Source organism: Vibrio sp. BS-M-Sm-2 (assembly GCF_041504345.1).
Taxonomy (GTDB): Bacteria; Pseudomonadota; Gammaproteobacteria; order Enterobacterales; family Vibrionaceae; genus Vibrio; species Vibrio satsumensis.
Map to the genome: position 1 here is coordinate 587,364 of NZ_CP167894.1, position 13,860 is coordinate 601,223.

13 protein-coding genes are annotated in these 13,860 nt (G+C 44.6%); 7 read left to right on the forward strand and 6 right to left on the reverse strand.

Annotated elements, in window-relative coordinates:
- Positions 1-60 precede the first annotated feature (60 nt).
- The 5 genes from AB8613_RS02600 (at position 61) to AB8613_RS02620 (ending at position 4,985) form a co-directional block, all read left to right on the forward strand.
- A complete protein-coding gene (locus AB8613_RS02600; protein ID WP_004734625.1) occupies positions 61-507 on the forward strand; it encodes an META domain-containing protein in 447 nt (148 codons plus the stop codon).
- Between the two features lie 382 nt (positions 508-889).
- Positions 890-2,056: an ABC transporter substrate-binding protein gene (locus AB8613_RS02605; RefSeq protein ID WP_372384396.1), complete on the forward strand. Its 1,167-nt coding sequence runs from the start codon at positions 890-892 to the stop codon at positions 2,054-2,056.
- Positions 2,057-2,061: 5 nt separating this feature from the next.
- Positions 2,062-3,762: an ABC transporter permease gene (locus AB8613_RS02610; protein WP_372384398.1), complete on the forward strand. Its 1,701-nt coding sequence runs from the start codon at positions 2,062-2,064 to the stop codon at positions 3,760-3,762.
- A complete protein-coding gene (locus tag AB8613_RS02615) occupies positions 3,728-4,378 on the forward strand; it encodes an ATP-binding cassette domain-containing protein (protein ID WP_146491883.1) in 651 nt (216 codons plus the stop codon). The genes AB8613_RS02610 and AB8613_RS02615 overlap by 35 nt, the downstream gene beginning before the upstream one ends.
- Positions 4,368-4,985 carry a CDP-alcohol phosphatidyltransferase family protein gene (locus AB8613_RS02620; protein WP_372384399.1) on the forward strand — a complete coding sequence of 206 codons (618 nt, stop codon included), beginning with the start codon at positions 4,368-4,370 and terminating at the stop codon, positions 4,983-4,985. The genes AB8613_RS02615 and AB8613_RS02620 overlap by 11 nt, the downstream gene beginning before the upstream one ends.
- 66 nt (positions 4,986-5,051) lie before the next feature.
- Here AB8613_RS02620 and AB8613_RS02625 read toward each other — a convergent pair whose 3' ends face one another.
- From AB8613_RS02625 to AB8613_RS02635, 3 genes are all read right to left on the reverse strand, one after another.
- On the reverse strand, positions 5,052-6,005 hold the full coding sequence (locus tag AB8613_RS02625; RefSeq protein ID WP_372384400.1) for a class I SAM-dependent methyltransferase: 954 nt from the start codon (positions 6,003-6,005) through the stop codon (positions 5,052-5,054).
- 8 nt (positions 6,006-6,013) lie between these two features.
- Positions 6,014-6,712, reverse strand: a complete 699-nt coding sequence (locus AB8613_RS02630; RefSeq protein WP_146491880.1) for a TIGR01621 family pseudouridine synthase — start codon at positions 6,710-6,712, stop codon at positions 6,014-6,016.
- 306 nt (positions 6,713-7,018) lie between these two features.
- Positions 7,019-8,452 carry a sodium-dependent transporter gene (locus AB8613_RS02635; protein ID WP_080967341.1) on the reverse strand — a complete coding sequence of 478 codons (1,434 nt, stop codon included), beginning with the start codon at positions 8,450-8,452 and terminating at the stop codon, positions 7,019-7,021.
- A gap of 367 nt (positions 8,453-8,819) precedes the next feature.
- On the opposite strand from AB8613_RS02635, the gene cls reads away from it, so the two are divergent.
- Both cls and AB8613_RS02645 read left to right on the forward strand, forming a co-directional pair.
- Positions 8,820-10,274, forward strand: a complete 1,455-nt coding sequence (gene cls / locus AB8613_RS02640) for a cardiolipin synthase (RefSeq protein WP_146491879.1) — start codon at positions 8,820-8,822, stop codon at positions 10,272-10,274.
- Positions 10,275-10,455: 181 nt separating this feature from the next.
- Positions 10,456-11,640, forward strand: coding sequence for a cystathionine beta-lyase (locus tag AB8613_RS02645; protein ID WP_050645075.1), 1,185 nt, complete (start codon positions 10,456-10,458; stop codon positions 11,638-11,640).
- Positions 11,641-11,726: 86 nt separating this feature from the next.
- Here AB8613_RS02645 and AB8613_RS02650 read toward each other — a convergent pair whose 3' ends face one another.
- The 3 genes from AB8613_RS02650 to AB8613_RS02660 form a co-directional block, all read right to left on the reverse strand.
- The gene (locus tag AB8613_RS02650; protein ID WP_372384403.1) at positions 11,727-12,197 is read right to left on the reverse strand and encodes a hypothetical protein; all 471 of its coding nucleotides are present in this window, start codon (positions 12,195-12,197) and stop codon (positions 11,727-11,729) included.
- Positions 12,188-13,126: a transcriptional regulator gene (locus AB8613_RS02655; protein ID WP_372384405.1), complete on the reverse strand. Its 939-nt coding sequence runs from the start codon at positions 13,124-13,126 to the stop codon at positions 12,188-12,190. The genes AB8613_RS02650 and AB8613_RS02655 overlap by 10 nt, the downstream gene beginning before the upstream one ends.
- A gap of 109 nt (positions 13,127-13,235) precedes the next feature.
- The gene (locus AB8613_RS02660) at positions 13,236-13,802 is read right to left on the reverse strand and encodes a DNA-3-methyladenine glycosylase I (protein ID WP_372384407.1); all 567 of its coding nucleotides are present in this window, start codon (positions 13,800-13,802) and stop codon (positions 13,236-13,238) included.
- Positions 13,803-13,860: the final 58 nt, after the last annotated feature.

Consider the following 13,860-nt stretch of genomic DNA (forward strand, 5'->3'; position numbering starts at 1 on the left):
TTGAACCCATCAAGTTACACTTATTCGGTAACTTCGTTCTTTCCTTTGGAGCCTTATAATATGAAGTTTAGTTCAAAAAAATTACTAGCAGTAGCCGCTTTACCTATGATGCTAGCAGCATGCACAACAACAGGTGACAACGCGATGCAAGTAACACCAACCGATCTACAGCACCATAATTGGGAACTTGCGCAAATTGATGGCAAGGACATTGTGAAAAGCGAAGACCAAGCAGCTCCTCGCCTAGAGATCGGCGAAAAGATGACTGCAAACGGCATGGCTGGTTGTAACAACTTCTTCGGTCAAGGCGAGCTGAAAGACGGTCAATTCCGTATCAAGCAAATGGGCATGACAATGAAAATGTGTCACGGCTCTGCGATGGAAATCGAACAGTCGGTTTCTGCTACTCTAAGCGAGTGGAGCGACGTAACCCTAACAAACGATACGCTAGTACTGAAAAACGATGTACACACGCTAACGTACACAATTCGTGATTGGGTAAACTAATCCGTTCTCGAAATAGATATTGATTAGAGGAGCCTTCATGGCTCCTTTTTTATTGCCTGCTTACCCTCACAACACCTTCAAAATTAACACTCATCGACTACTTTTCGTACCAAACTCCAATAAACCTCAAATATCTCTCATTTAGATGCAATAAATTCACTGGTTTATCGGTCTATTGCTAGGATGGTAAGAGCCTAAAGTCTGTCGAGCTTTCGAGACGATCGCATATCGAACAAACTCAACCGCGAACTCCCTGCCTGTTCTCAAGTAATTGATTGAATTTACTGTTGAATTAGAATTTATTTGAGAAACGGATAGAATAACTATTAGGGCGTTCGAAAACACAATGCTCTTGCCCGTTCACTACCAAATGGAAAAGTTTATGAACAAGATAGTAAGTACGTTAGGAATCATGGCAACCGTTGCATACAGCGCAACCACTTATGCTGATGAAGCAACATCCACCGACAGTTGGAACCAAATAGAACAGCAGGCAGAGGGAGAAACTGTCTACTTTCACGCTTGGGGCGGTAGCCAAGAAATCAATCGTTACCTACAGTGGGCGGGCAAGAAATTACAAAGTGAGTACGGTGTTACCTTAAAACATGTGAAAGTAACCGATATTGCAGAAACTACCACTCGCTTACTCGCAGAAAAGGCGGCAGGAAAGAACACTGAAGGCAGTGTTGATATCGTTTGGATCAATGGCGAGAACTTCCGCTCAATGAAAGACAACGCTTTGTTGTTTGGACCATTCACTCAAACACTTCCAAACTGGCAGTATGTCGATAAATCTTTACCGATTGATGTCGACTTCTCTGAACCAACAGAAGGCCTTGAAGCACCTTGGGGCGTTGGGCAACTTGTCTTCATCCACGACCAAGAAACACTGCACAATCCGCCACAATCGTTTTCAGAGATGTTGAGCTACGCTCAGGCTTTCCCGAATCGCTTAAGCTACCCGCGCCCACCAGAGTTTCATGGTACGAGCTTCATTAAGTCTCTACTGATTGAGCTAACAAACAACAGTCCTGCGCTTGCTAAACCCGTTTCAGAAGATACCTTCCAAGAAGTTACGGAACCACTGTGGGCTTACTTAGATAAATTCCATAAAGTGGCATGGCGAGGCGGAAAGCAATTTCCTGCAGGTACATCTGAAAGCATTCAACTTCTGGATGACGGACAGCTCGACCTCGCGATTACGTTTAATCCAAACTCTGTTTATTCAGCACAAGCAAGTGGTCGCCTAGTGGAAACCACTAAGGCTTATGCTCTAGATAGCGGCGCTCTATCTAACATTCACTTCCTTGCGATTCCTTGGAATGCCAATGCAACCGCAGGTGCTCAAGTGACCATTAACTTCTTGCTGAGCCCAGAAGCACAGTCTCGCAAAGGTGACCTTAATGTTTGGGGCGATCCTTCGGTTCTGAGCAGCAAGTACCTCACTGGCAGCGCTAAAAACACCCAGCAATTTAAATCGATTGATGAACCGCATCCTAGTTGGCAAAACGCGCTCGAGAAAGAGTGGCTTAAGCGATACGGTAACTAACCTCCATGCTACGCGCTCTATATTTTGTTGTTATAGCTGTGTGCATTATCCCAACCATTCCTGGGGTAGCGGGAGTCGTGGCTTCATCACTGAGTTTCATCCCGCCCCTAGGTTTAGATGAGCCAACACTCAACGGTTTTAGCCAAGTCTTTCAATGGGAAGGGGCTTGGCACTCTATTGGCTTAAGCCTAGGCTCAGCGATTGCAAGCAGCTATATTGCCTGCTTCCTGACCTTTTGTATTCTTCAAGCCTCTTGGGGAAACCAATTTTGGAGAAAGATTGAGTTAACGCTATCGCCAATGCTTGCCATTCCACATGTGGCTTTCGCCATTGGCTTTGCGTTTTTATTTAGCCCAACAGGCCTTGGCGCAAGAGCCGTACATCACTTACTTGGTGAATCGGCCACGAGTTCTGAATTAGCTTTGTTGGTCAAAGACCCATACGCATTCGGCCTCATCATCATGTTGGCGCTTAAAGAAGTCCCTTTCTTATTGTTGATGAGCATATCGATACTTCAGCAAATTGATGTAGAGCGTATCACTAAGGTCAGTGCATCTCTGGGTTATAGTCGTGCTCAGATCTGGTGGAAATGTATTTTCCCACAATGGTTTACTAAGCTTCGATTCCCAATGTTGGCGGTACTCGCCTACAGCGTGTCGGTTGTCGATATTGCTCTGATCATTGGCCCAACCAACCCGCCGACCTTTGCCGTTTTAGTATGGCAATGGTTCAACGATCCGGATCTTAATCTACTCCCGCGAGCTGCTGCTGGTGCTATCGTTTTGTTTGGCTTAGCTTCATTGATCATCGCCTTGGCGCGTTTAGTTGAATGGGCAATTCTTAAGTACTTTCGAACTTGGCAGTATTCAGGAAGAACAGGGGCTAACTTGCCGGGGAAAACCATATTCACTGTCCTTGCTAGCCTTTCATTGCTGGTCATTCCTTTAATGGCAATTTGGAGCGTTGCTCAGCGCTGGCGTTTCCCTGATTTACTGCCGAGCCGCTACAGCGTGCGCTTCTGGGAGTTCGAGTGGGATGGCATCATGAGCACCGTTAGTCAAAGCTTATGGATTGGTCTGATTGCGGCTTCAGTCGCTTTGTTGCTTGCGCTGGTTGCTCACGAATACCGAATCAAATACAAGTGGCAAGTTCCGGGCTTTATTATCGCGATTCCCATGTTGATACCTCAACTCTCAGTATTGTTTGGCATGCAAGTGACCACCCTATACATAGGCAGCAACGCCTACGAGTTTTGGGTGATTTGGGCACACGTATTCTTCGCCTTTCCATTTGTGTACTTGTCTTTGGACGGCCCATGGAAAAGCTTCAACGATGGGCTGATAAAAGCTTCACTGAGCTTGGGTAAATCGCCATTTCAGAGTTGGTATTCAATCAAACTGCCAATTTTGCTTCCTGCTATCGCCTTTGCTTGGGCGGTCGGAATCAGCGTGAGTTTGGCTCAGTATTTGCCAACATTGATGCTCGGTGCGGGTCGCATTAACACGATCACAACCGAAGCCGTTGCCCTAACCAGTGGTTTCGACCGCAGGGTGACAGCAATCTATGCCCTTTGGCAGGCCCTATTGCCTCTGTTCTTTTTCTCTTTAGCGATATTAGTCAGCCGACTTCAACTTAGATATCGCCGTCTTACTTTTAAAGGTTTCCTAAGTAATGAGTCTGTACCTCAACGACCTCACCATCCGTAAAACCGATGGCGAATCGCTGTTTTCAGCGCTAAACGTAACATTAGAATCAGGCCAAATATTGGCGTTGATGGGGCCAAGCGGCTGCGGAAAATCGACTTTGTTAGATGCCATCGCGGGTCACCTGAATGACGAGTTCTCATACTCTGGCACCGTTATTTTGAACGATATTCAGCTAGACGAGCTCCCATCACATCAGCGTGAAGTCGGCATTCTGTTTCAAGATGACTTGTTGTTTCCACACCTAAAAGTATGGGAGAACTTGGCCTTTTCGTTACCAAACTCGGTTAAGGGGTCAGATCGCCAACAACAAGCAATGGAAGCGTTAAAAGACATTGAACTGACCCGCTTGGCGGAGTCATTTCCCGACCAAATATCTGGCGGCCAGCGAGCGAGAATTAGCTTAACTCGTATGCTATTGGCGAAACCGAAATTGGCGTTGCTTGATGAGCCTTTTAGTAAGCTCGACCAAGAACTCAGAGCTCAGTTTCGCGACTGGGTATTTGAGCAACTCACTAAAGCGGATATTCCAACATTAATGGTGACGCACGACCAAGCCGATGTGCCTCAAGGGGCAAAAGTTCTGTCTTGGCCATGGAGAAGTAACCATGTTGGATAAGTACTCTATTAAGGTCATTAAGTGGCCATTAAATCAATCAGCCAAACTACTTAATAGATTCGGCATCACAGCCAACCAAACCACCCTGTTTGGGTTTCTGGTTGGATGTTTAGCGTTTCCAGCATTGGCATTTCAACAATACGATTGGGCGTTAGGGTTTATTGTATTTAACAGGGTTTGCGACGGGCTTGATGGAGCCTTGGCTCGAATCCAAGGCATTAGTGATGCGGGCGGTTTCCTAGACATCAGCCTAGATTTCCTATTCTACTCATTAATCCCCTTTGGCTTTGTTATCGCCAACCCAGAACACAACGCCATTGCCGGTGCATTTTTGATTTTCTCTTTTATCGGCACAGGCAGTAGCTTTTTAGCGTTTGCGGTTATGGCTGGTAAGCGAGGCATTGAAAACCCAGTCTATAAACATAAGTCTCTGTATTACATGTCTGGACTAACCGAAGGCACAGAAACCATCGCTTGTTTCATTGCTTTCTGTATTTGGCCTCAACACTTTGCGGTTATCGCTTACACCTTTGGTGCCGCGTGTTGGCTAACCACATTTATGCGTATCTATTTTGGATTCCAGACCCTCAAGAATCAAACCAGCTAGTATTAGTTTATAAACAAAAACGCCGCTCAGATGGGCGGCGTTTTTTTAGCTGATTCTGAAATTCAATTAAGCATCGGCAGAGGCTTTAATTTGAAATCTCAATACCTTTAGACTTGAATCAAGATCGACATCCACAAACTCAGGTGGGTTATCTAAGCGTTCAATAAACTCAACGTTTGGCGCTTCTTCTGCCATCGTCTCGATAAGGAAGTTAGGTGACACTGCAGGTGAGTTCACACACGCAATCACTTCACCGCCTTCCGTTAGAAGCTCTGGCAAACGACGTAAGATCTTTTTGTAGTCTTTAGTTAGGGCGAAACTGCCTTTTTGGAACGAAGGTGGGTCGATAATCACCAACTCATAAGGACCGCCTTTCTTGATTTTGCCCCACGACTTAAAGATATCGTAACCAAGGAAATTCACCGAGCGCATGTCATGTTCGTTCAAACGGTGGTTATCACGGCCTTTGTTCAGTGAGCCACGTGACATATCCACGTTCATGCATTGACGGGCACCACCAGCGATAGCCGCTACTGAGAAGCCACAAGTGTATGCAAACAGGTTAAGAACGTTCTTATCCTTAGCATTACCTTGTACCCACTGACGACCATTACGCATATCTAGGAACAGACCAAAGTTCTGATTACGACCAATGTCTAACTGATACTTAAGGCCATGCTCAACAACCACTGGAGAGTCGTTAAGCTCACCCCACAGTACTTCCGAAGGTGCACCGTCAGCATAGCGGTGTTGCAGAACAATGCTTGTGCCCTGCTTTGATTGCCAGATATCTTTGTCGGTGAGTTCAACCAATCCAGCTTTGAGAGATGACAAGAATTCGTCGTCTACCTCTTTAAACACGTTAACCAGTAACTGTCCATCAACCCAGTCACATGTCAGTTGCTCTAGACCAGGCCAAAACTTACCGCGGCCGTGGAAAATACGGCGAAGTTCGTTTGGCACTTCATTTAATTGCTGTTCAATATGACTAAAAAACAGAGGTAAAGCTGATGCTTCCATTATTTCACTCACTTAGTGTTTAGCTTTGGCCAACTTAATGACCAAGGTTCAAGCCAACCGTCCAAACCGCTAGATACGGTTTCTTGGTGCCACTTCTCGCCTAAAGAGTCTAGGCTCCTTGGGTCACAGACATATTCGTAGGCTTCTGATTGATAAGTAAATCGAATCGCGAAGGCGTGCAGATAACCTCTGTCAGCCTCACTCGATGGATTATAAATAGGGTCACCAACAATGGCTGAGCCGATCGATTTCATCGCGACACGGATCTGGTGAGTTCGCCCTGTATAGGGTTTGCATAACAGCAGACGTTCACCGGGTTCCGCTGTTGCAGATAGAAATTGGGTAATCGCCGGGTTTTCTTTAGTTGCCAGAAGTTTCCAGCTAGAGCGTCTTGAACGCTCCATATCACCAGAAATCAGCCCCTGCTTTTTCTTTGGCTTCTTAGAACCGAGCGCAAGGTAGTATTTCTCTACTTCACGCTTTGCAAATAGCTGTGAAAGCTCGCTCGCCGCCGACGCACTTTTTGCTAGCAGCAGAATGCCCGAGGTCATTTTATCTAATCGATGAACGAGATACAGCTTAGGCTCATTGATTGCCTTAGCAACTTCTTGAAGTAACATAGTATCGCCATCGTCTTTGTGGACGCTGACTCCAGGATGCTTATTGATAAGTAAAAAATCAGAGTGGTTCAGAAGAATATCGAACATGTAAAGGCTAGCTCCATTGTAGAACGTGGAGTATACCGTGTCTGAATCCAGATTCCAGCTACGAAAAAGCCCAACTCATTCAATAAACATTGAATCATTGGGCTTCTTTTCAACCTGTACCAATTAGTGCTTAGTATTTGCTCGATTAGATTTAAGTAATTCGCACAAAGCAACTCGCCCTATGCAAGATTTTATTTTTCGTCGAAAATCAAATTTCAGAAATAAAAAAACGGAAGCCAATGACCCCCGTTTCTTAATTTACTTTAGCTCGCGATTGTAGCTTCTAAGAATTATGGTTTCTAAGAACTATAGCTTCTTAGAGATTACCGCAGAGCCAGCAATGATACCAATACCTAGTAGCATGATTGCACCTTTACCGCTGTCGAAGCCAGAAGAGATACCCATAAACGCAACGATAGCGATAGCTACTGGGATGATGTACTTAACTAGTGTGTACCATAAACCGAATAGTGGGAAAGATACTTCACCGTCGTTAGTGATCTCTTTCTCTAGGTCAGCGCGGTTTAGTCTCCAACCAGCGAAGATACATACCAACATACCGCCAACTGCTAGGAAGATCTTATCAGTTAGTAGGTCGAAGATATCGAATGCGCCAGTACCGAACAGTGTAGGACCGAAGCCACCAAGTGATAGAGAAGCGAAGATACATAGAATCGCCATTACTACACTTGCAGATAGTACCGCAGTCACACGCTTCATGCCTTTCTCATCGATTAGGTAAGAAACCACAACTTCAAGTAGAGATACTGAAGATGTTAGTGCCGCAACACTTAGACCAACGAAGAACATTAGAGCGAATAGAAGACCAACTACGCCGCCCATTTCAGCGAATAGCTGAGGAACAACAACGAATACTAGACCAGGACCAGCTGCTGGCTCCATACCGAATGCGAACATTGCAGGGAACATTGCAACACCAGCTAGGATAGCAACGCCTGTATCCATTGCTGTAACCATAGCTGTAGTTTGAACTAGGTTCTCTTTCTTCTTCAGGTAAGAACCGTATGTCAACATACAACCCATACCAAGAGATAGTGAGAAGAATGCTTGACCTAATGCAGCTAGGATTACACCGCTGTCTACTTTAGAGAAGTCAGGGCTGAATAAGAACTCTAGACCAGCCATCGCGCCCGGAAGCATGATGCCTTTGATGGATACTACAATCAGGATGATGAAAAGAAGTGGCATCAAAATCTTACCCGCTTTCTCAATACCTCCAGAAATACCCTTCATAACGATTACAACGTTAAGTAGTAGGTATAAGCCCATCCACATAAGTGGTTGAACTGGGTTTGAGATAAAGCCACCAAAGCTGTCACCAATTGCTTCAGGTGCGTCTAGTAGACCACCAGCAATTTTACCGATGTATGCGATAGACCAGCCACCTACTACAGGGTAGAAACCCATGATTAGCAGGCCACTTACTACGCCGATTACACCAGCGAACGTCCAGCGACGGTCAGTTGATTTAAATGCACCTACTGCTGATCTCTGCGTATGACGGCCAATCGCAAACTCAGTCAGCATGACACTGAAACCGATAAAGATTACAAAAAACAGGTAAATTGCAACGAATGCACCGCCGCCACTTTCGCCTGCTGTGTATGGGAATTTCCAAATGTTACCTAAGCCAACAGCAGAACCTGCTGCAGCCATTACGAATCCTAACTTCGAACCCCAGGTATCGCGGGGTGTTGTGGTTGTATTACTAGTAGCCACGTTTACTCCAAACTTTTGTGTTATGTGATGTTGTGTTTTGCTTTGGGTGGCGTCTTTAAAAGATAAGGTGTACATGAAAATTTACACACCTAAAAGATTTGATTGACGCTCGTTATATAGCAAGTAAACCAGTTTAAGAATAAAATTGGAAGCCCGAACCGTATAAATTTCGTTACCAATGTAAATTTTTATGGTTAAATGCCGCCTTTTCATACAAAACAATCGTTTTCGTCTTAAGTTAACCAAAACTTAACAACTATAACCTGTTTACAGCTTTAGCTCTAATTTGTAAATAGTTGATTCCTTAAATTCCCATATCCGTAAAATAGCATTACTATCTAAGTGTCTCTTTTTTCGAGTATTCAATGTGGAAAAGCTCTACCATTTTTTAACTTTAGCCTCTGTCGCTTTGTACTGGGTACTTGTAGCCGGTGTGACTTTTCGTGTCGTACTAAAACGCCGCTCTGTCAGCGTTTCTCTCGCGTGGCTCATGGTTATCTACATTATCCCAATAGTTGGTGTGGCTTGTTACTTCCTTTTCGGAGAGCTAAACCTAGGCCGAAAGCGGGCTGAGCGCGCACATCGCATGTTTACTCCGTTTGGCGATTGGTTCCGAAAACTAGATGATTGTCAGCTCCACCTTCCAGGAAAGGTCGGCTCCCCTATCCACAAGATTGATGAACTTTGTAACAATCGGATGGGCATTCCTGCACTTAGCGGAAACACGCTTTCACTGCAAGCTTCTCCCAATGAGATCTTACACGCAATTATCGAAGATATAGAAAATGCCCAAACCAGTATCAAGATGGTTTTCTATATTTGGCACCCAGGAGGCTTAACTGATTCGGTTGCTTCCGCTCTCATTCGAGCTGCCAAACGTGGCGTAGATGTTAAGGTTTTACTTGATTCTGCAGGTAGCCCGCGCTTTTTCAAAAGTCACTGGCGCTCAATGATGAAAGACGCCGGTGTGCAAGTTGTACAAGCACTGGAAGTAAGCCCTTGGCGTATTTTCTTACGCCGTTTAGATCTAAGGCAGCACCGTAAGATCATCGTGATTGATGAAACCATTGCCTATACCGGTTCAATGAACATGGTTGACCCTGCTCACTTCAAACAGAGTTCAGGTGTTGGCCAGTGGATTGACGTAATGGTTCGCGTAACTGGCCCAACCGTAAATGTGCTGTCAGCCATTCATGGTTGGGATTGGGAAGTCGAAACAGGTGAACGAATCCTTCCTGATTTACCAGAGTGTCCGGTTGAAGAGGTAATAACGCATCACCCTGTTCAAGTAGTGCCATCAGGTCCTGGCATGCCGGAATATTTGATCCTACAAGTTCTGACCATTGCGATTAATCAGGCAAACCATTCTGTTCGCATCACAACCCCCTACTTTGTACCGAGTGCCGATTTATTAGAGACACTGAAAATGACGGCGCAACGTGGTGTAAACGTAGAACTGATCATTCCACATAACAACGATTCACTGATGGTTAAGTGGGCTTCGCGCGCGTTTTATACCGAACTACTTGAAGCAGGCGTGAAGATTTACGAGTTTTACGGTGGGCTTCTTCACACCAAATCGGTAGTGATTGATGAAGAGTTTTGTTTAATCGGAACGGTCAATATCGACATGCGCAGCCTTTGGTTAAACTTCGAAGTGACGCTCGCCGTTGACGATGTACACTTCACTCAACAGCTCTCTGAGCTACAGCAATCGTACATTGAATTATCTCACCCAGTTGTACTGGACCAGTGGGAACAGAGAAAGTTGCGAAATCGCTTCTTTGAAAGATTGTTCTATTTGTTCAACCCTCTGCTGTAATACCTATGATGAGTCGATTGCGGCTCATCACTTCCTCCCGTAAGTTTTTAACCTTTTACCATTAATTAAGTGAAAGGTTAAAAAGCGAAAGAAAAGCGTAAAAACTCCGGCTCCCCTCTTGCTTTGAAGGCTATTGGCATGTTTTAAATAGGACATAACCGATTGATAAGGAATTCACAGCATGTCCGAGAACAAAACCACTAAGCTGATCACTGCAGGTCGTGATAAGAAGTGGACCAATGGTGTCGTTAACCCACCAGTACAGCGCGCTTCAACTGTCGTATTCAACTCAGTAGAAGAAAAGCGTAAAGCTACGATTAACCGCGCTAACAAAACACTTTTTTACGGACGTCGTGGAACCAATACTCATTTCGCCTTCCAAGATGCCATGGTTGAAGTTGAAGGCGGCGCAGGCTGTGCACTCTACCCTTGTGGTACAGCTGCCATTTCTAATGCTATCCTCTCTTTCGTAGAAACAGGTGACCATATTCTGATGGTCGATACCTGCTACGAACCGACACGTGATTTCTGTGACACCATTATGAAAAAGATGGGAGTCGAGACAACTTACTACGAGCCAACGATTGGTGAAGGCATCCAAGACCTTATTAAGCCAAACACTAAGGTTCTGTTTACCGAATCTCCGGGTTCAGTCACCATGGAAGTTCAAGACATTCCAACGCTCGCGCGAATTGCCCATGAACATGACATCATCGTGATGTTAGACAACACTTGGGCAGCCGGCGTTAACTTCTCACCATTTGATTTCGGTGTTGATATCTCGATCCAAGCAGCGACTAAGTACATCGTGGGCCACTCTGATGTGATGTTAGGGACTGCGGTCGCCAATGAAAAATGTTGGGACCAACTGAGAGAACAGAGCTACCTGATGGGCCAGTGTGTATCGCCAGATGACGCTTACCTAGGACTACGCGGTATTCGTACTCTTGATGTTCGCCTACGCCAACACGCAGAAAGCAGCTTGAAAGTCGCAAAATGGTTAGAGACTCGCCCTGAGGTTGACCACGTTCGTCACCCTGCGCTTGAGTCTTGTCCTGGCCATGAGTTCTTCAAACGAGATTTCACCGGTGGTAATGGCTTGTTCTCTTTCGTACTGAAGAACTCCAACACAAAGGCGACCACAGCGCTACTTGATGGTATGACGCACTTTAGTATGGGTTACTCATGGGGCGGCTTTGAGAGTTTGATTCTAGCAAACGAACCGAACAGTTTTGATAGCCTAAGAACAGTAGCGAACCCTAACTTCGAAGGTACCTTAATTCGCGTTCATATCGGCTTAGAAGATGTTGATGACCTGATTGCAGACCTAGAAGCAGGGTTAGAGCGTTACAACGCACTCGTTTAATTTAAAGCGTTAACAGACTCAGACCAAAAAGGCAGGATATTCCTGCCTTTTTCAGATTAGCGTATTAGACACATAGCTTTAAAAAGCTATTGAACGTTAAAACAGGCCCAATTGAAAATTTCAGAACGGTGTTCATTGAACATATACAACGACTGTTCCTTTACCACAATGGCGTAGTCTATTGTCACCCCTTTATACTCACTGTAATCCTGATTAATAATAGGATCATGAAAAGGGGTCGCCGTTCTCACATCAATAATGCTCATCGACAAACGATTACCATCAAGGCCATAGTACCCGGAATACAAATTTTCCATTGTACTCTCCTTCCCATCTTGTTCGGTAATCGTCACAAACTCTCTCATACTGAAAGTATGGTCAGACTGAAAAGTAATACTTATACGCTCATAAAGTGATTGGTATGGTTGGAATGCCTGAGATAAAAAATCAGTTTTGACCGTTTTACAGTGCCATCGAGTACCTGCTAGTACGCTTTGTTCCAACAAAAAGCTCGCAGCAGCGATTGCAACAAGAACGAGTAAGCCAATTAGTCGCAAAAGTAACTCCTCTTTTCCATGTACTGAGTAAATGAATCAAAAGATGACTCTACATTGAAAACTGAAGCACCGTAATTCAAAGCTTCCCCATTTTCCCTCTGAACCAGCATATATAACGCATCACTTTCCGGTTGATCGACTGATGGATAGATACGGACAAACACATCAACATTACACTGGCTAGGTATCACATCCGTTAGCTTTTGAGTAATCGCAGGCAACGAATAGGAATCATTGTGCGCAATATGGAAAAAGTAGTGATTGGTATTATCTGTGTAGCTGTCGCGATATTCCGTCTTATCCACAAAATAAGGCTGTGGCGTATAATAGGTTTGGAAAAGGTTGAACGCCGTTACGACGACACAAATCAATGCGACTAAATAGCCCGCTTGAACGACATGAGCATTACTTTTTGAATTTGAAGGTTCTAATTCAGTTGAGTTCGGTTCTTGGTTGGAAGGCGTCTTGAAACCAGTATCAGTTACCGTTGCCGTGTTAACATCTGTAGATATTTCAGTTGCAGCCAACACTTCTTTAGCGATAGGCGAAGAGTTTGATTTAGATGCCTTCGCAGTCACTTGAGAAGGCAAAATTTCAGTTTTGCTTGGCTTTATCGACTCGTAGATTTCAAGTGAATAACCCGTTTTACTGACCGTGCGAATGGTCGCACAGCCACAAGTCACTCGTGACAGCGTTTTTCTAATCTTAGATATCACGTTAGTGAGCGCTTGCTCTGAGACAATCACATTGCCCCAGCACCTATCAAATATCAGGCCTCGTTCAATGCACTCACCTTCATTTTCAAGTAAGAACAGAAACACCTTACCTTCTATCGGCGCGATAGTTTCTACGTGGCCATCTTCACGCACAAACTGCCTAAGCAAAGGATCATAACGAGCATCACAGATTTGGTAGCTTTGTTGTTTCACTATCGTCTTCTAGGTTTGAATTTGGTCGCATATGATATTGAATAGTTTATAAATGACCAGTAAATTTTCCTATATTAACGCAATTATTTTTCGACAATAAATAACACTTTTATTTGTGCGGACAACCCACAACATGGTCATTAACCATGCCTGTCGCTTGCATGAACGCGTAACAGATTGTTTCCCCTACAAACTTAAAGCCTCTCTTCTTCAAAAACTTACTCATCGCTTTAGATTGCTCGGTAGAAGCGGGAACTTGAGACATCTCAGTCCATTGATTCACAATCATCTTGTTATCGACAAACTGCCATAAAGCATTTGAAAGAGAGCCGAACTCTTGCTGTAATTCAAGCGTTGCTCTCGCATTATTGTATACCGAAGCAATCTTGCCCTTGTGCTTAACCACATCGAAGTTTTCAATGATGTGCGGCACGTTGTCTTCATTCAACTCAGCTAACTTATTTAGATCGTAATTATCAAATGCAGCACGATACCCTTCACGCTTTTTAAGGATCGTAATCCAACTCAGACCCGCTTGAGCACCTTCTAAGGTAATGAACTCAAATAGAACTTGGTCATCATAAACAGGTACGCCCCACTCTACATCGTGGTACTCCCTTTCAAGCTCGTGTTTAAGTGCCCATGCACAGGTTCTATCCACTGTATTCGCTTCCATTTCGATAGTCTCTTTTAGTAATCGTACATAAAAATAATGCCCCATTCAGGGGCATTAT